Below are 17,705 nucleotides of genomic sequence, written 5' to 3' on the forward strand. Positions count from 1 at the left end.
CGGTGTATCAGTCGATATATAAGGCGACTGTCGCACCGCTTTCGCGAGCAAGCCCGCTCCCACATTTGGTATTTGTCAGTTTCAAGTCCGAGTCAGAAATCCAGACTCACCCCGACACTCAGCCCTTGCTGGGTAAAGTTGTCATCCTTTCTCACGTTATAGGCCGCGTTCAGCGCCAGGTCCTTGGTCACCTTGTGGGTAATCCCCAGGTTCAAGCGATCTGAATTGCTGCGTGGCGTGTAGCCGTCCAGTTTGAAATCAATCCCCGGCACGCTGTTGAGGGACATGCCCACTCGCTGCGTATCGTTTTCAAACTCGTGCTCGTGGGCCACTTCGCCAAACACCAGGGTTTGCGGGGTGAAGCGGTAGTTGGCTTGTAATCCGATTCCCAAACGCTTGGAGTCGCGCTGTTGGTCATCAAAGGTCAGCGCGGTGGAACGGGCATCTTTCTCCGAATAACCATTCACCTCGACCCGCGAATAGTCAGCGCTGATAAAGGGTGAGAAGTGCCATTCGCTGTTTGGCTCGGCGATGTCATACCCAACCCGTGCGCTCAATGCCCATAGCCAGCCGTCGGTGTCGCCTTTCTCGGTGCCTTCGCTGATGCCCAGGGCGAACTTGCGCTTGAGGTTGTCGAAGTCCAGTTTGCCGCCGGTCAATGCGGCGTCGGCCCACCAGTGGTCCTCTTGATACTGGGCGAACGCGGTGCCCAGGTAGCTGTTGAGCTTGTAGTCCGAATCGCTGGCGCCGGCCTCAAGACTCTGGCGATAGAAGCCTGCTGCCACACCCACGCGCCACTCGTCATTGAGCCTGTAGCTGCCACCGATGTTCAGGTTATAGCCGCTGCCGTCACCGCTGGCCGAGCTGTTCTGATCATCGAAGTCCAGGTGCTGGCCGCCAGCGTCGACGATCGCCCGCCATTGGCCCACGGCCTGCCAGCTACGGGAGTCGGCTTGCCATTGGTTGCGCAATGAATCCTGATGGGCGCGCAAGGTGCCTTGGGCCATTTCCGGAAGCAGGGTGATTTCCCAGGGGGCTGCCAGCAGCGAATACGCGTAGTCGGCGATCAGTACCTGGCCGGCCTCGGTCGGGTGCACGGTGTCGTTGTAAATCAGCTTGGTCGGGTCCGGATTGGTGCCGCCGACGCCATACACCGGATTCCTGCAGGTGGTGCCGCTGAAGCACGTCTGGTTGAGGTTCTGGTCGGTGGCAAAACCAAAACGCCCGGGATCGGCAAAGGTTTCCTTGAGCAGCAACGGAATGTTCAGCGGGATGATCTGCGCATCGATTTGCGACAGGCGCTGTACCAGGGTCTGGTTGAACGCGCCGGCCAGGGTGCTGACGGCCCCTTGGAGCGGGGTGCCATTGACGGCAGGTGTCAGGCCCAGGTCCGGCAGCATCCATACCATTACATAACGGGCGCCAGCCTGTTGCAGCGCCTGGGCGCTGTCGGCCAGGCGCCCGGCTGCGGCCGAGGCCTGGTCGGGGCTGAGGACCAGGCCGTCGAGGAAGTCATTGCCGCCGCCGGAGAGAAAGTACAACGCGTTGGGGTCGGCTCGGCCCCCCGTTGATGCCAGGTATCCGGGACGTGTACGCAATACCTGCCCGGTGTCGCTGTCGGTGACGGTGGAGTTACCGGTGATGGCATCGTAGATCTGTTGGGTGGTGTAGCCGCCGACGGCCCAGTTATTGCCGTCTGGCTGGCCCAGCGCGGCGCGCTCCGGCGAGGTCGAGGCATTCAGGTCGCCCGGGGCAACACCCAGCTTGCCGCCCAATAACGTCGAGGAGATCAGCGATGTGCTTTCGCCGCTGCCGTCGAAGTATTGCGGGCCGGTGCGGTTGGTGAAGCGATAGGTTGAGCCCGGTGCGCCAGGGTCGGCAAATGTACCGGCGTCGGCCAGGCTGTCACCGAAAACGACCATCGTCGAATAAGGCGAGGGCGCGGCGAAGGCTTGCGAGCATGCCAGCGCCAAGAGGCAGCCGACGATGGGGGTGAAATAGGGCATCTTGGTCATGAGTCCGTCCATGATTTTGTTTTTTTGTCAGCACTGTGACTGTAGCGCCCTTGGAAGGGTTCTGAAAAGTTTGACGCCAATTATCAGTCGGGCAGTTCCCCCCGTATTTGCGGCTCGATATTGCACCGTTGGCGAGGCTACGTTACTGTGCCTGAACGTATGAATGAGACCCTCCCCGTGTTGATCATCAGCAAACTCTTGATGCGAGTAGTCAAGGCACACGCCCGTTGGCGTTGGCGCGCCTAACTTTTCTCTACCGGCCCCGCCGGACCTGTACCGATTTGCCTTCTTCACCCTCTGTTAAACGCCCCTTGCCGACCAACCCCGGCAACCGGAAAGTGCGTCTGGCAGCGGGTCACTCCCTTGGAAGGCCGTCATTAGAAGTCAGTGAATTCAAGAGGTTTTAACCCACATGTTGCTGATGATTGATAACTACGACTCCTTTACCTACAACGTTGTGCAGTACCTGGGCGAGCTCGGCGCCGAGGTCAAGGTGGTGCGCAACGACGAATTGACCGTGGCCCAGATCGCCGCGTTGAACCCTGAACGCATCGTCGTCTCCCCAGGCCCGTGTACGCCGACCGAAGCGGGCATCTCCCTCGAAGCCATCCAATACTTTGCCGGCAAGCTGCCGATCCTGGGCGTGTGCCTGGGCCATCAGTCCATCGGCCAGGCCTTCGGTGGCGACGTCGTCCGCGCCCGCCAGGTAATGCACGGCAAGACCAGCCCGGTATTTCACAAGGACCAGGGCGTATTCCAGGGTTTGAACCTGCCGGTAACGGTAACCCGCTACCACTCGCTGGTGGTCAAGCGTGAAACCCTGCCCGAGTGCCTTGAGCTGACGGCCTGGACCCAGCTTGAAGACGGCTCCGTCGACGAGATCATGGGCCTGCGTCACAAGACACTGAACGTCGAAGGGGTGCAATTTCACCCGGAATCGATTTTGACCGAGCAGGGCTTCGAGCTGTTCGCTAACTTTCTCAAGCAGAGCGGCGGCACGCGCTAAGGACTTTTCATGGATATCAAGACTGCCCTGAGCCGTATCGTCGGCCATCTGGACCTGAGCACCGCTGAAATGAGCGATGTGATGCGCGAGATCATGACCGGTCAATGCACCGACGCGCAGATCGGCGCGTTCATGATGGCCATGCGCATGAAGAGCGAGAGCATCGACGAAATCGTCGGCGCTGTGTCGGTCATGCGTGAGCTGGCCGACAAGGTTGAACTCAAGACCCTCGACGGCGTGGTCGACGTGGTCGGCACCGGCGGCGACGGTGCGAACATTTTCAACGTGTCGACGGCTTCTTCCTTTGTGGTGGCCGCTGCCGGCTGCACCGTGGCCAAGCATGGTAACCGCGCGGTGTCGGGTAAAAGCGGCAGCGCCGATTTGCTGGAAGCAGCAGGTATCTACCTGAACCTGACCCCGGTACAAGTGGCGCGCTGCATCGATCATGTCGGCATCGGCTTCATGTTTGCCCAGTCCCATCACGGCGCGATGAAACACGCCGCCGGCCCGCGCAAGGACTTGGGCCTGCGTACCCTGTTCAACATGCTCGGCCCGCTTACGAATCCGGCCGGTGTGAAGCATCAGGTAGTGGGCGTGTTCAGCCAGGCGCTGTGCCGGCCATTGGCTGAAGTCCTGCAGCGCCTGGGCAGCAAGCACGTGCTGGTGGTGCACTCCAAGGATGGCCTCGACGAGTTCAGCCTGGCGGCACCGACCTTCGTGGCGGAGTTGAAGAACGACCAGGTCACCGAGTATTGGGTCGAGCCAGAAGACCTCGGCATGAAAAGCCAGAGCCTGCACGGCCTGGCAGTAGAAAGCCCGGCAGCCTCCCTCGAACTGATTCACGATGCCCTGGGACGCCGCAAGACCGAAAACGGCCAGAAAGCCGCAGAAATGATTGTGCTCAACGCCGGTGCGGCGCTGTACGCCGCGGATCACGCCTACAGTCTTAAAGAGGGTGTTGCCCTCGCTCATGATGCATTGCATACCGGGCTGGCGCGCGAAAAGCTCGAAGAACTGGGTGCGTTTACTGCGGTGTTCAAAGTGGAGAATGAAGGATGAGTGTTCCGACCGTTCTGGAAAAAATCCTGGCCCGCAAGGCAGAAGAAGTCGCCGAGCGCCGTGCCCGGGTCAGCCTGGCTGAGCTGGAAGGCCTGGCGAAAACCGCTGATGCACCGCGTGGGTTCGCCAATGCGCTGATCAAGCAGGCCAAGGAAAAACAGCCGGCCGTTATCGCTGAAATCAAGAAGGCTTCGCCGAGCAAGGGCGTGATTCGCGAGATCTTCATCCCTGAAGACATTGCCAGGAGCTATGAAAAGGGTGGCGCGACGTGCCTCTCGGTGTTGACCGATATCGACTATTTCCAGGGTTCCGACCTGTACCTGCAGCAAGCGCGTGCGGCGTGTTCGCTGCCGGTGATCCGCAAGGACTTCATGGTCGACCCCTACCAGATCGTCGAAGCCCGTGCCTTGGGCGCCGATTGCGTGCTGTTGATCGTCTCCGCACTGGATGACGTGAAGATGGCCGAGCTGGCAGCCGTGGCCAAAAGTGTTGGCCTCGATGTGCTGGTGGAAGTGCACGACGGTGATGAACTGGAACGCGCGTTGAAAACCCTCGACACACCGTTGGTGGGCGTCAACAACCGCAACCTGCACACCTTCGAAGTCAGCCTGGAAAACACCCTCGACCTGTTGCCGCGCATCCCGCGCGACCGGTTGGTGATCACCGAAAGCGGCATCGTCAATCGCGCCGATGTGGAACTGATGGAAATCAGCGGCGTGTACTCGTTCCTCGTCGGCGAAACCTTCATGCGTGCCGAGAACCCGGGGGCTGAGTTGCAGCGCCTGTTCTTCCCGGAGCGTGGCGTTGCCGTCAGTGGCTCGACCCTGGATTGATGATGACCCAGCCGGTGGCGATGACGGTCGAGGCAGGCCTTAAGGCCGAGCAGGATTTGCTTGCCGCGGTCTGTGCCGGCGAGCAACCGTTCGGCCTGCTGTTCTGGCAGCCCAGCGATCAAGCGTTGGTGATGCCTCGTCGTTTGAGCCGCCTTCCGGCATTCGAGACCGCCAGCCAGGTGTCGGCAGATGCCGGTTGGCCGGTGCTGCTGCGGGAAACGGGCGGTGAGCCGGTTCCGCAATCGGCAGCCACGGTCAATATCGCGTTAGTCTACGCGCCACCACGCAGTGAAGGTGACCAGGGCCGTATCGAAACCGGCTACCAGCGTCTGTGCCAGCCGATTTGCGACCTGCTGATCGAGTTGGGTGGCAACGCGTCGGTGGGCGAGATCGACGGTGCGTTTTGCGACGGTCGCTACAACGTCAACCTTGATGGTCGCAAAATGGTCGGTACCGCCCAGCGCTGGCGCCAGAGTGGCGGGCGCCCGGTGGGGTTGGTGCATGGTGCGTTGCTGCTGGATGACGATCGCGTCGAGTTGATCGCCGCGGTCAATCGCTTCAATGAAGCATGCGGCCTGGAACAACGGGTGCGCGCCGAAAGCCACATCGCCCTGCACGAAGCCTTTGCGGCGCCAGATGCGATTGCCCGGCTTGATACGTTGTACCGTCAGATGCTTGCGAGTTTCCTGCCGTTTTAACGCGTACCGAAGACCACCATGGTCTTGCCTTTGACATGCACCAGGTTGCGTTCCTCCAGGTCCTTGAGCACGCGGCCAACCATTTCCCTTGAGCAACCGACGATCCGCCCGATTTCCTGGCGGGTGATCTTGATCTGCATCCCGTCGGGATGGGTCATGGCGTCCGGTTGCTTGCACAACTCCAGCAGGCAGCGGGCAACCCGGCCGGTGACGTCGAAGAACGCCAGGTCGCCGACTTTGCGCGTGGTGTCTCTCAGGCGCTGTGCGATCTGGCCGCTCAGGGCGTATAGAATCTCGGGATCCTGCTGGGCCAGTTCGCGAAATTTCGTATAGCTGATCTCGGCGACTTCGCATTCGACCTTGGCCCGCACCCAGGCACTGCGTTGCTGTTCCTTGCCGGCTTGTTCGAAAAGCCCGAGTTCACCGAAGAAATCACCGGTATTGAGGTAGGCGATGATCATTTCGCGACCATCGTCATCCTCGATCAGGATGGTGACCGAGCCTTTGATAATGAAGAACAGGGATTCCGAGCGCTCGCCCGCGCAGATGATGTTGTGCTTGGCTGGATGACGCCGGCGCTGACAATGCATCAGCAGTTTGTCGAGGTTCTTGATTTTGGGTGTGGGAGTAATAGCAACCATGGTTGTATCCCGAAAAGACTGCACGGTGTTGGTGAGCTTGTTTTTTTATCCAGCGCGATCAACGGCTAAGCTACATCATCCAATGGATGGCAATGCGCCATTGATTTGGCGCCAGCTTAACAGACACATTCTGACTTCATTAGGGAATTTACCCAGCAAACCCTGCTGTTGATCGCTTTCATGGGAAACGCTGCCGGCCCAAAGTGCTGTGCTAAGCTGGCGACCCTTTTTTAGCAGTGGAGTCTGGGCGATGAAGGCACGCATCCAATGGGCGGGCGAAGCCATGTTCCTCGGTGAGTCGGGCAGTGGCCACGTGGTGGTCATGGACGGCCCGCCGGAGGCCGGTGGCCGCAACCTGGGCGTACGCCCGATGGAAATGCTCCTGCTCGGTGTAGGCGGTTGCAGCAATTTCGATGTGGTGAGCATCCTGAAGAAGTCCCGCCAGGCGGTGGAAAGCTGCGAAGCATTCCTGGAAGCCGAGCGTGCCACCGAAGACCCGAAGGTGTTTACCAGGATCCACATGCACTTTGTCGTCAAGGGCCGGGCGTTGAAAGAAGCCCAGGTCAAGCGGGCCATCGAGTTGTCGGCAGAGAAGTACTGCTCGGCCTCGATCATGCTGGGTGCTGCGGGCGTTGCCATCACTCATGATTACGAGATCATTGAGTTGGGCTGATTCTTCAATCGGCAGGCAAAAAGAAAGGGCGCTTGATAGCGCCCTTTTTTTCTGCTGAAACTAGATGCGGTACGTGCTTTTGGTCATGACCTTGGCCAGCAGGCTCATGCCAAATTTCACCGGTGCCGGGAAGCGGAAGCCGCCCGCGTCCAGCGCGCTTTCGGCGTGATGTTCTTCATCAATGCGCATCTGCTCAAGAATCGCCCGGGACTTTTCGTCTTCAGCCGGCAGTTGCTCGAGGTGTTCATTGAGGTGTTTGCACACCTGATGCTCGGTGGCGGCCACAAAACCCAGGCTGACTTTGTCGCTGATCAGCCCGGCCACCGCACCAATGCCAAACGATAAGCCGTAGAACAGCGGGTTCAGCACGCTCGGATGGCTGTTCAACTGGCGAATGCGTTGTTCGCACCAGGCCAGGTGATCGATTTCTTCTTCGGCGGCATGTTCCATCGCAGCGCGCACTTGCGGCAGTTTGGCGGTCAGGGCCTGGCCCTGGTACAGCGCCTGGGCACAGACCTCGCCGGTATGGTTGATACGCATCAGGCCGGCGACGTGGCGGGTGTCGGTCTCGCTCATCTGCGCTTCGGGCCGCACGATGGCGGGCGACGGGCGGTGCGGTTGGCCGCTGAATGGCAGCAGCGTGCGCATGGCCGTATCGGCTTGCAGCAACAGACGATCAATCGGCGAGTAGTGACGTTGGGTAGTCATGCTGACCTCCGGGAAGAATCTCGGCGGCCAGTTTACCGCAAGAGAGGGGGAAGCGTTTGCGCTGGGTCAAATTGCTTGTGTGGCGAGGGAGCTTGCTCCCGCTGGAGTGCGCAGCGCTCTCGTTTTTGGGGCTGCTACGCAGCCCAGCGGGAGCAAGCTGCCTCGCCACAGGTAGTGCTCAGCCCGGCGGCCAGTTCATCTGGCGTTGACCCAGAACATGCATGTGGATGTGATAAACGGTCTGTCCGCCATCTTCGTTGCAGTTCATCACCACACGGAAGCCCTTCTCACAGCCTTGCTCAACCGCCAGGCGCTGGGCGGTGAACAGGATATGCCCGGCCAGCGCCTTGTCTTCCTCGGTGAGGTCGTTGAGGGTGCGGATCGGCTTTTTCGGAATCACCAGGAAATGCACGGGTGCCATTGGCGCGATGTCGTGGAAGGCCAGGACCTGGTCATCCTCGTAGATGATCTTCGCGGGTATTTCTCTGTTGATGATCTTGGTGAACAGAGTATCCACAGCTGTTTCTCCATTGTGAAAGTGCAGGGTGAGTGTACTCAGGCGATCAGCGCGGGCAATAGGCCTTGTTGATCGCGCCGGCGATCTTGCGGGTCAGCCAGCGCGGGCTCAGGCGCGGGCTGAACGCCAGCCAGCGATTACGCCGGCCGGGAATGATGATGGCTTTGTTCCTGGCCAGCGCACGCACGGTGTAGAGCGCGACTTCTTCCGGGCTCATCAACTGTTGGCTGCGATCCAGCTTGGCGGTGTCCATTTGGGCGGTGCCGAAGAATGCGGTGCGGGTCGGGCCGGGGCAAAGAACGGAAACCTTGATGCCGCAGGTCTTCAGTTCCTCGCGCAAGCCTTCGGAAAAGTGCAGCACGTAGGCCTTGCTGGCGTAGTAAGTGCTCATCCACGGGCCGGGTTGGAACGCGGCAACCGACGCGACGTTGAGAATCTGCCCGCCGCCGTGCAGGGCCATGGCGTTGCCGAGGGCGTGGCACATGCGGGTCAGGGCGAGGATGTTGACCTCCATCAGGTCCTGCTCGGTCATCCAGTCCTGCGCCAGGAACGGGCCGCTGGTACCGATGCCGGCGCAGTTGACCAGCAGGTCGATCTGCCGCTCGCCTTCTTCCAGTTCCAGCAGGAACCCGGAGAGCCGCAGGGGCTCGCCCAGGTCACAGGCGCGGAACAGCACCTCGACGCCGAAGCGCTGAGTCAATTCGATTGCAATGCTTTCCAACTGATCACGCTGGCGGGCCACCAGAATCAAGCTGCGGCCGCGACGGGCCAGTGCTTCGGCCAAGGCCAGGCCGATGCCGCTGGAGGCACCGGTGATCAGAGCGTAACGGGTCATGCGTTTCTCCATCGCAACGCTACCGGGCCTGTGACAGAGGCGTCACAGGCGTCGGGCGTTTTTCACTGTTGCGTAGAGTCTACAGGTTCGGCTGTGTCGTCAGCACTTTGCACATCGACTTCATCGACGGTGGTGGCCTGGTCGCTGTCGTCATCGGAGTTGATGGAGCTGCTTTCGTAGCTGCCACCTACATCGCTTTCCAGTTGATCCAGGTAGCCGCTCATGCCAACCAACACCGCGCCGGCAAATACCAGCGGAATGAATGCGAGCCACAATGCGGAGAGGATTTTCACCGCAGTGGAGTTACGCGGTGGTGGCGCGCCGTACTGGTTTGCGCCCGTGTTACCGGGGAGGACCATCAGCAGGATCGGGAAGATGCTGCCAACGAAGGGCACCAGGTGCAGGAACCACAGCCAGCCGGACCAGCCCAGGTCATGCAGGCGCTGCACGGTGATCTGTACGCTGACCCACACAGCGGCCACGAGTATGGCAATCCCCACGAGGAAGCCAATGACCATGGCAATCGTCGGAGAGACCGCAGCGATACCAAGTCCGACGGTGAAGAACACGCTGGAGACGAGGAGGATCACCACGCTCAGCACCAGCGTCCACGCCAGGAAGCGCAGGCGTCCGATCCGGCCGTTGACGGTGAATACCTTAAGGGTGGAAAACTCCGGCAGGTTCTCGCCAACCGCGGCTCGGGGCGGGGCGTAAGGCGATGCGGCGGGGCGGGTGTAGTCAGTCGCGCTGCCGGAGTCCGTTTCATGGGTTTCGGCAAGGCTGAAGGCGACCGGCTGCTCTTCTTCTATCCGCGCATCCACCCCGGCGTTTTTCAGCGCTTGCAGATAGGTCTCGGCATCGGCGCGGGAAAGGTCGCGTTTCAGCGCGACCGGGCGGCCGGTGAAAAGCTTTTCGATCGCGTCGACATCACTTTTGAACAACTCGGCGAGGTTCAGCTTGGCGGTGGTGCTTTCGACACCCGGGAGCAATGCGCCATCAAATACAATCTTGAAACGGTTGTCGCTCATGCGGGCATCCTTGTCACTTGAATAGGGGAGGCCTGCCTTGATCAGCAGGCTTTGGATCGCGGATCAGCGTGGCCAGCGTTCAGGCAATTGTGCCGCATGCTCGAGCGCCTTGCGGTATTCGGCATCCAGGCGGGCCACGAGTTCATCGACGCTGGGCAAATCATCAATCTCTCCGACGCCCTGGCCGGCGGACCACACGGTCTTCCAGGCTTTGGCTTCGTCGTTGAGTGGCTTGAGCTTGGAGCCAAAATTGACTTCACCCTTGCCTTGCAGCGCGGCGAGGTCGAAACCGGCGTTTTCCAGGCTCTGGCGCATGAAGCTTGCGGGAACACCGGAGACGGCTGGAGTGTGCACGATGTCGGCGGCGCGCGATGTGAGCAGCATCTCTTTATAGGCATCCGGGGCATGGCTTTCGGTGGTGCCGATAAAACGCGTGCCGAAATAGGCCAGGTCGGCGCCGAGCAGTTGCGCGGCGAGGATTTCGTGGCCGTGGTTCAGGCAACCGGCGAGCAGCAGGGTTTTGTCGAAGAACTGACGGATTTCTGCGATCAGCGAGAACGGGCTCCAGGTGCCGGCATGGCCACCGGCGCCCGCCGCAACGGCGATCAGGCCATCGACGCCGGCTTCAGCGGCTTTTTCGGCGTGGCGCCGGGTGGTGACATCGTGGAATACCAGGCCGCCGTAGCTATGCACCGCGTCTACCAATTCTTTCACCGCGCCCAGGCTGGTGATGACGATCGGCACCTTGTGCTCGACGCAGATCGCCAGGTCAGCTTCCACCCGCGGGTTACTGTTGTGCACGATCAGGTTGACCGCATAGGGCGCCGGGTTATCCAGCAGCGCCAGGCCCGCTTCGATTTCTTCCAGCCACGCCTTGAAGCCGCTGCTTTCCCGCTGGTTGAGGGCAGGGAAGCTGCCGACGATCCCGTTGCGGCAGCAGGCCAGCACCAGTTGCGGGTTGGAGATCAGAAACATCGGCGCAGCCACGACGGGCAGGCGCAGATTTTGTTCGAGCGAAGCGGGCAGCGACATTGGAAGTACCCCGAGTAATAGAGATTAGAACGGTTTGACCACGACCAAAATTACGATAGCCAGCAATATCAGAACTGGCACTTCATTGAACCAGCGATAAAAGACATGGCTGCGGGTGTTTTCGCCACGGGCGAAACGTTTTACCTGCGCGCCGCACATATGGTGGTAGCCGATGAGCAGTACTACCAGGGTCAACTTGGCGTGGATCCACCCGCCGGATTGAAAGATGGCCGGGTTGAGGTAGATCAGCCATCCGCCGAACACCAGGCTGGCGATCATCGCCGGGCCCATGATGCCGCGGTATAGCTTGCGCTCCATCACGCTGAAGCGTTCCTTGCTGATGGTGTCCTCGCTTTGGGCGTGGTAGACGAACAGGCGCGGAAGGTAGAACAGCGCGGCAAACCAGCAGACGATGCTGACGATATGAAAGGCTTTGACCCATAGATAAAGCATTTTTAGTTATTCCCAGGTTCACGGTAGCTGAAGATAGTAGTGGCTCTTGCGTCTACACGTCATGTTGAAGGTTGTCGCAGGACGATACGAACCCTATTATCGACGGCTTTCCAGTGGGTTCGTTGAGGGCAGGTTTATGGTCAAGGTCGGTATCGTCGGCGGCACGGGTTACACCGGTGTCGAATTGCTGCGTCTGTTGGCTCAGCATCCGCAAGCTGAGGTGGTGGTGATCACTTCCCGATCCGAGGCCGGCCTGGCTGTGGCCGATATGTACCCGAACCTGCGAGGCCACTATGACGGCCTGGCGTTCAGCGTTCCGGATATCAAGACCCTGGGCGCGTGTGATGTGGTGTTCTTTGCCACGCCTCACGGTGTGGCCCATGCCCTGGCGGGCGAGTTGCTGGCCGCCGGCACCAAGGTGATCGACTTGTCGGCAGACTTCCGCCTGCAGGACGCCGATGAGTGGGCCAAGTGGTACGGCCAGCCTCACGGTGCACCGCAGTTGTTGGAAGAGGCGGTGTACGGCCTGCCGGAAGTCAATCGTGAGCAGATCAAGCAAGCACGCCTGATCGCTGTGCCGGGTTGCTATCCGACGGCTACGCAGTTGGGTTTCCTGCCATTGCTGGAAGCTGGGCTGGCGGATGCATCGCGGCTGATTGCTGACTGCAAGTCGGGCGTCAGCGGTGCTGGTCGTGGGGCCGCTGTAGGTTCGCTTTACTCCGAGACGTCGGAAAGCATGAAAGCCTATGCAGTCAAAGGCCATCGTCACTTGCCGGAAATTCGCCAGGGGCTGCGTCGTGCTGCGGGCAAGGATGTCGGCCTGACGTTTGTGCCGCACCTGACACCGATGATCCGCGGGATCCACTCCACACTGTATGCGACAGTCGTTGATCGCTCGGTAGACCTGCAGGCGCTGTTTGAAAAGCGCTATGCCAATGAGCCGTTCGTCGATGTGATGCCGGCGGGCAGCCACCCGGAGACCCGCAGCGTGCGCGGTGCCAACGTGTGCCGTATCGCAGTGCATCGTCCACAGGATGGTGACCTGGTGGTGGTATTGTCGGTTATCGACAACCTGGTCAAGGGCGCCTCGGGCCAGGCTGTGCAGAACATGAACATCCTGTTTGGCCTGGATGAGAAGCTGGGCCTGTCCCACGCGGGCATGCTGCCGTAAATTTTCTGCTGTTGCGCAAAGGCCCGTTGATCGGGCCTTTCGTGTTTTTAATGGCCGCTGCGCAGATTGATATACCGTAACAATAGTTGACCGCTTTTCTAGGAGAAGCGGATAATGCCCGCCATCACGCATATGGCGGCGCTACGCCGGGAGATTATCAGCATGAGCGTTGAATCCTTCACCCCCACGGCTTTGCAATTCACCCACGGTGCTGCGCACAAGGTGAAGAGCCTGGTCGATGAAGAGGGTAATGATCGCTTGAAGCTGCGCGTATTTGTTACGGGCGGCGGTTGTTCAGGGTTTCAGTACGGTTTTACCTTCGATGAAGACGTGGCCGATGACGACACCATCGTTGAGCGCGAGGGCGTCAGCCTGGTTGTCGATCCGATGAGCTTCCAGTACCTGGCAGGAGCCGAGGTGGACTATCAGGAAGGTCTGGAAGGTTCGCGCTTCGTGATCAAGAACCCGAATGCCACCACCACTTGTGGTTGCGGGTCTTCGTTCTCGATCTGATCGACAGCGGATATAAAAACGCCGCTTGGCCTTGATAGGGCCAAGCGGCGTTTTGCTGTGTGGGATTCAGGCGGGGTAGATCGCGCCGAGTACACGAAGGCCGCGGGCGCCGGTGACGCTGGGGCGGTTGGCGGCGATGCCTTCCAGACAGCAATGGGCCAGCCAGGCGAACGCCATGGCTTCGACCCAGTCAGGGTCTACGCCGCAGGTGGCGGTGCTGCTGACCTGGGTCGCCGGCAGCAGGGCGCTCAGGCGGCTCATCAAGGTTGCGTTGTGGGCGCCGCCGCCGCAGACCAGCAGGGTTTCGGTCTGTGGTTGGGCGGTTTGCAGGGATTCGACGATGGTCAGGGCAGTCAGCTCGAGCAATGTGGCTTGCACGTCCTGGGCTGCGAATGGCGGCAATCGTCCCAGGTGATGCTCAAGCCATCCCAGGTTGAAGACTTCGCGACCGGTGCTTTTTGGCCCCTTGGTCACAAAGAACGGATCGCTGAGCAATGCCTTGAGTAGCTGGGGTTCAACCTTCCCGCTGGCAGCCCACTGGCCATCGCGGTCGAAGTTCTCGCCGCGTTGCTGGTGAATCCAGGCATCCAGCAGGACATTCCCCGGGCCGCAGTCGAAGCCCGCGACCGGTTTGCCGGTCTCGATCAGGCTGAGGTTGCTGAAGCCGCCCACATTCAGTACGGCGCGGTTGCCCGTACGCTCGCCAAACAGTGCCTCATGAAATGCAGGCACCAGCGGGGCGCCTTGGCCTCCGGCGGCGACATCGCGGCTGCGGAAATCACTGACGACGGTGATTCCGGTCAATTCGGTGAGCAGTGCCGGGTTGCCGATCTGCACGGTAAAACCCCGTGCAGGTTCGTGACGAATGGTTTGGCCGTGGCTGCCAATCGCTCGAATGTCCTGGGGCTTGAGGTTCTGCTGATCGAGTAGGGCGTGAATACCTTGGGCGGCAAGCGTCACCCAGTTCTGCTGCGCGAGCGCCGAACGGGCAATCTCGTCCGGGCCGCTGGCGCACAGGCCAAGCAGCTCGGAACGCAGGGATTCAGGCATGGGGATGTAGTGGGTGGCGATCAGCTTGATCGCCGGGCCTTGCTCGATCAGCGCAATGTCCAGGCCATCAAGGCTGGTCCCGGACATCACACCTATATAGAGCGACATGGCTTAGCGCTTCGCCGAAGCCAGGAGAGTAGAGCGCTCCTGGTCCATGCGGGCCATCAATGGCTGGCTCTGCTGCAGGAAGCGGGCGCGCTCGGCCTTGGCGATCGGGTCGGCCATTGGCAGCTTCTGGCCCAGTGGGTCGACGTGCACGCCGTTGACCTGGAACTCGTAGTGCAAGTGCGGGCCGGTGGACAGCCCGGTAGTGCCGATGTAACCGATCACCTGGCCCTGCTTGACGTTGCCGCCGGTCTGGATGCCCTTGGCGAAACCTTGCATATGGCCATACAGCGTACGGTAGGTGGCCCCGTGCTGGATGATCACGGTGTTGCCGTAGCCGCCACGGCGACCGGCCAGCAAGACCTTGCCGTCACCGGCAGCCTTGATCGGCGTGCCACGCGGGGCGGCGTAGTCGACGCCTTTGTGAGCGCGAATTTTGTTCAGAATTGGATGCTTGCGACCCATCGAGAAACGCGAGCTAATACGGGCGAAGTCAACCGGGGTACGGATGAACGCCTTGCGCATGCTGTTGCCGTCGGCGGTGTAGTAGCTGCTGTTGCCTTGTTTGTTGGTGTAGCGCACGGCGGTGTAGGTCTTGCCACGGTTGGTAAATCGCGCAGAGAGGATGTTGCCGGTGCCGACGACCTTGCCGTTGGCGACCTTCTGTTCGTAGATCACGTCGAATTCGTCACCCTGGCGAATGTCCTGGGCGAAGTCGATGTCGTAGCCAAACACGCTGGCCATGTCCATGGTCATGCTGTGGGACAGGCCGGCGCGGGCGGCGGACTGCGACAGCGAGCTGTTGATCACGCCGTGTACATAGGCGGAGCGCATGACCGGCTTGGTGGTGATGCGGTTGAACGCAAAGCCCTTGGCGCCTTTGGTCAGGGTGATGCTTTCCAGGTCGCTGACGTTGCTGTGCAGGTTGGTCAACTGGCCGTCGGGCGCCAGTTCGAATTCAAGCTTCTGGCCATGCTTGAGTTGGGTGAATTGCTTGGCCTGCTTGTCGCTTGCCAGTACATCGTTGACCGTCGCGGCGGGGAGGCCGACCTTTTCGAACAGGGTCGAAAGGGTGTCGCCCTTGGCAACAATGACTTCCCGGTGCAGCGGGTTCTTGGGTGCCTCTACTACCGCAGGTTCGGCCTGCGCGGTTTCCTTGGTGTCTTCGGCGCTGCTTTCGATCTGGGCAAACGGCGATTCGGCTGCGCCATTTGTGGCTTGAAGTGCGTCGGAAGCGTCTTGATCTTGTGTCAGTTGCTCAACCGGACTTTCAAGGTCAAGGCTTAGGGTCGTTCGTTTGGCTTCTACGTCGCTGGAAGGAAATACCAGGAGTGCCAGGCTCAGAAGGGCGGCGATCCCACTTGCGGCGAGCAGGTGGGTCTTCGGGTAAAGCGGCGGCGCTTTAGACGGTTCTGTGGTCATAAGTAATTTTGACTTTGAAAAGATGAATTGGAAAAGATGAATGACATGATGAAGATGAAATAACTGTATAAAATATAACCAAATCATCTGTGGTGCAAGCTTGCGAACGCTGGGCTTGCTGAACGGTGTCCGTGCGCAGGGCAAAACTTGTAATTAGTCCCTGATCTTGTATGGTTGGTTCCCTTTTGAATCTGAGCCTTGCGGGTCTGTTATGAAGTCGGTTGAAGAGCAGCTAGCGCTGATCAAACGTGGTGCGGAAGAACTGTTGGTCGAAGCTGAGCTGATCGAAAAGCTCAAGCGTGGCCAGCCCCTGCGTATTAAGGCCGGCTTTGATCCGACGGCGCCGGATCTGCACCTTGGGCATACGGTGCTTATTAATAAGCTGCGCCAGTTCCAGGAACTGGGGCATCAGGTGATCTTCCTTATAGGTGACTTCACCGGGATGATCGGCGATCCGAGCGGCAAGAGCGCTACGCGTCCGCCGCTGACCCGTGAGCAGGTTCTCGATAACGCCGAGACCTACAAGACCCAGGTCTTCAAGATTCTTGATCCGGCCAAGACCGAGGTGGCCTTCAACTCCACCTGGATGGATCAGATGGGGCCGGCGGATTTCATTCGTCTTACGTCCCAGTACACCGTTGCTCGCATGCTCGAGCGCGATGACTTCGATAAGCGCTACTCCACTAATCAGCCGATCGCTATCCATGAGTTCCTGTACCCATTGGTTCAAGGGTATGACTCGGTGGCGTTGCGTGCCGATGTCGAGCTGGGCGGTACTGATCAGAAGTTCAACCTGCTGATGGGGCGTGAGCTGCAGCGTGCGTATGGGCAAGAGGCTCAGTGCATTCTGACGATGCCGTTGCTGGAAGGGCTGGATGGCGTCAAGAAGATGTCCAAGTCCCTGGGTAACTATGTCGGTATCCAGGAAGCGCCGGGTGTGATGTACGGCAAGCTGGTTTCGATTCCGGATGCGCTGATGTGGCGTTACTTCGAACTGTTGAGTTTCCGCTCGATGGATGAGATCAATGCACTGCGTGCTGAAGTGGAAGCTGGGGCTAACCCGCGGGATGTGAAGATCAAGCTGGCTGAAGAGATTGTTGCGCGCTTCCATGGTGAAGAGGCTGCGGCCAGTGCTCACCGTGCTGCGGGTAACCGTATGAAGGATGGCGAGCTGCCGGATGATCTGCCTGAGATTGAATTGACTGCTGGCGAGGCAATGCCGATCGCTGCCGTCCTTAATAAGGCGGGCCTGGTGAAGAACTCGGCGGTGGCGCGCGACCTTCTGGGGTCTGGCGGTGTACGTATAGATGGTGAGGTTGTCGATCGCACCTTTATATACGAACTGGGCGCGACCCACGTTTGCCAGGCCGGCAAGAAGGCATTTGCGCGTATTACTCTTAAATCCGAATAAACCTGAAATTAACTGTTGACGGCGTTTTATATCTGTCTATAATTCGCCCCACTTCCGGCGCAGTCGAAACGGAAAACTCCTTGGTAAACAAAGAGTTATGTAGGTTTCGAYAGCGAGCTGCTTCAGATCATCGAAGCCCAGAAGGAGTTAGTAAGGCAGTGTTGTTTGGCCCTATTAACGTTTCGATCTTCTCGGTCGAAAGCGGAGAAAAAGAGGTGTTGACAGCAGCGTGTAACGCTGTAGAATTCGCCTCCCGCTAACGAGAGATCGGAAGCGCAAGTGGTTGAAGTTACAAAGGAAACTTTGAAAACTTCTGAAAATAATCACTTGACAGCAAATGAGGCTGCTGTAGAATGCGCGCCTCGGTTGAGACGAAAGATCTTAACCAACCGCTCTTTAACAACTGAATCAAGCAATTCGTGTGGGTGCTTGTGGAGTCAGACTGATAGTCAACAAGATTATCAGCATCACAAGTTACTCCGCGAGAAATCAAAGATGTAACCAACGATTGCTGAGCCAAGTTTAGGGTTTCTTA

18 protein-coding genes are annotated in these 17,705 nt (G+C 59.5%); 8 read left to right on the forward strand and 10 right to left on the reverse strand.

Annotated features, from left to right (window positions below; all coding sequences use genetic code 11):
• Window positions 1-92: 92 nt before the first annotated feature.
• Complete coding sequence (estP, locus tag A462_RS18895) at window positions 93-2,015, reverse strand: esterase EstP (RefSeq protein ID WP_008434445.1); 1,923 nt, start codon at window positions 2,013-2,015, stop codon at window positions 93-95.
• A gap of 412 nt (window positions 2,016-2,427) precedes the next feature.
• On the opposite strand from estP, the gene A462_RS18890 reads away from it, so the two are divergent.
• Genes A462_RS18890 through A462_RS18875 form a run of 4 tightly spaced genes read left to right on the forward strand, consistent with a single transcriptional unit; the run spans window position 2,428 to window position 5,611 of the window.
• A complete protein-coding gene (locus A462_RS18890; protein ID WP_003210957.1) occupies window positions 2,428-3,021 on the forward strand; it encodes an aminodeoxychorismate/anthranilate synthase component II in 594 nt (197 codons plus the stop codon).
• A 9-nt stretch (window positions 3,022-3,030) separates the two neighbouring features.
• The gene (gene trpD, locus A462_RS18885) at window positions 3,031-4,080 is read left to right on the forward strand and encodes an anthranilate phosphoribosyltransferase (RefSeq protein WP_008434447.1); all 1,050 of its coding nucleotides are present in this window, start codon (window positions 3,031-3,033) and stop codon (window positions 4,078-4,080) included.
• Entirely contained in the window at window positions 4,077-4,913 is an 837-nt protein-coding gene (trpC, locus tag A462_RS18880) for an indole-3-glycerol phosphate synthase TrpC (protein WP_008434448.1), read from the forward strand. The genes trpD and trpC overlap by 4 nt, the downstream gene beginning before the upstream one ends.
• Before the next feature lie 2 nt (window positions 4,914-4,915).
• The gene (locus A462_RS18875) at window positions 4,916-5,611 is read left to right on the forward strand and encodes a lipoate--protein ligase family protein (protein ID WP_032899286.1); all 696 of its coding nucleotides are present in this window, start codon (window positions 4,916-4,918) and stop codon (window positions 5,609-5,611) included.
• Here A462_RS18875 and crp read toward each other — a convergent pair.
• Window positions 5,608-6,252, reverse strand: a complete 645-nt coding sequence (gene crp, locus A462_RS18870) for a cAMP-activated global transcriptional regulator CRP (RefSeq protein ID WP_008434453.1) — start codon at window positions 6,250-6,252, stop codon at window positions 5,608-5,610. The two genes, A462_RS18875 and crp, sit on opposite strands and share 4 nt — an antisense overlap.
• 250 nt (window positions 6,253-6,502) lie before the next feature.
• Between crp and A462_RS18865 the strand changes: the two genes are divergently transcribed.
• Window positions 6,503-6,925 carry an OsmC family protein gene (locus A462_RS18865; RefSeq protein WP_003210947.1) on the forward strand — a complete coding sequence of 141 codons (423 nt, stop codon included), beginning with the start codon at window positions 6,503-6,505 and terminating at the stop codon, window positions 6,923-6,925.
• Window positions 6,926-6,985: 60 nt separating this feature from the next.
• Here A462_RS18865 and coq7 read toward each other — a convergent pair whose 3' ends face one another.
• The 6 genes from coq7 to hemJ all read right to left on the reverse strand — a co-directional run bounded on the left by coq7 (window position 6,986) and on the right by hemJ (window position 11,498).
• Window positions 6,986-7,633: a 2-polyprenyl-3-methyl-6-methoxy-1,4-benzoquinone monooxygenase gene (gene coq7, locus A462_RS18860; protein WP_003210945.1), complete on the reverse strand. Its 648-nt coding sequence runs from the start codon at window positions 7,631-7,633 to the stop codon at window positions 6,986-6,988.
• 178 nt (window positions 7,634-7,811) lie between these two features.
• Window positions 7,812-8,150, reverse strand: coding sequence for a histidine triad nucleotide-binding protein (locus A462_RS18855; protein ID WP_003210943.1), 339 nt, complete (start codon window positions 8,148-8,150; stop codon window positions 7,812-7,814).
• Between the two features lie 46 nt (window positions 8,151-8,196).
• The gene (locus A462_RS18850; RefSeq protein WP_003210941.1) at window positions 8,197-8,985 is read right to left on the reverse strand and encodes an SDR family NAD(P)-dependent oxidoreductase; all 789 of its coding nucleotides are present in this window, start codon (window positions 8,983-8,985) and stop codon (window positions 8,197-8,199) included.
• Window positions 8,986-9,047: 62 nt separating this feature from the next.
• A complete protein-coding gene (locus A462_RS18845) occupies window positions 9,048-10,013 on the reverse strand; it encodes a DUF805 domain-containing protein (RefSeq protein WP_003210940.1) in 966 nt (321 codons plus the stop codon).
• 63 nt (window positions 10,014-10,076) lie between these two features.
• Window positions 10,077-11,045 (reverse strand): NAD(P)H-dependent flavin oxidoreductase, encoded by a 969-nt coding sequence (locus A462_RS18840; protein ID WP_008434459.1) that lies wholly within the window; start codon window positions 11,043-11,045, stop codon window positions 10,077-10,079.
• A gap of 24 nt (window positions 11,046-11,069) precedes the next feature.
• Window positions 11,070-11,498 carry a protoporphyrinogen oxidase HemJ gene (gene hemJ, locus A462_RS18835; RefSeq protein WP_003210937.1) on the reverse strand — a complete coding sequence of 143 codons (429 nt, stop codon included), beginning with the start codon at window positions 11,496-11,498 and terminating at the stop codon, window positions 11,070-11,072.
• 136 nt (window positions 11,499-11,634) lie between these two features.
• On the opposite strand from hemJ, the gene argC reads away from it, so the two are divergent.
• Complete coding sequence (gene argC, locus A462_RS18830; protein ID WP_003210935.1) at window positions 11,635-12,669, forward strand: N-acetyl-gamma-glutamyl-phosphate reductase; 1,035 nt, start codon at window positions 11,635-11,637, stop codon at window positions 12,667-12,669.
• A gap of 162 nt (window positions 12,670-12,831) precedes the next feature.
• Window positions 12,832-13,182 (forward strand): iron-sulfur cluster insertion protein ErpA, encoded by a 351-nt coding sequence (gene erpA, locus A462_RS18825; RefSeq protein ID WP_003176443.1) that lies wholly within the window; start codon window positions 12,832-12,834, stop codon window positions 13,180-13,182.
• 66 nt (window positions 13,183-13,248) lie between these two features.
• On the opposite strand, the gene A462_RS18820 is transcribed toward erpA, so the two are convergent.
• Window positions 13,249-14,340 (reverse strand): anhydro-N-acetylmuramic acid kinase, encoded by a 1,092-nt coding sequence (locus A462_RS18820; RefSeq protein WP_008434463.1) that lies wholly within the window; start codon window positions 14,338-14,340, stop codon window positions 13,249-13,251.
• Between the two features lie 3 nt (window positions 14,341-14,343).
• A complete protein-coding gene (locus A462_RS18815; protein ID WP_003210931.1) occupies window positions 14,344-15,759 on the reverse strand; it encodes a peptidoglycan DD-metalloendopeptidase family protein in 1,416 nt (471 codons plus the stop codon).
• Window positions 15,760-15,970: 211 nt separating this feature from the next.
• Between A462_RS18815 and tyrS the strand changes: the two genes are divergently transcribed.
• Window positions 15,971-17,170, forward strand: coding sequence for a tyrosine--tRNA ligase (gene tyrS, locus A462_RS18810; protein WP_003210928.1), 1,200 nt, complete (start codon window positions 15,971-15,973; stop codon window positions 17,168-17,170).
• The last annotated feature ends 535 nt before the right edge of the window (window positions 17,171-17,705 follow it).

It is taken from the genome of Pseudomonas sp. Ag1 (assembly GCF_000278565.1).
GTDB lineage: Bacteria > Pseudomonadota > Gammaproteobacteria > Pseudomonadales > Pseudomonadaceae > Aquipseudomonas.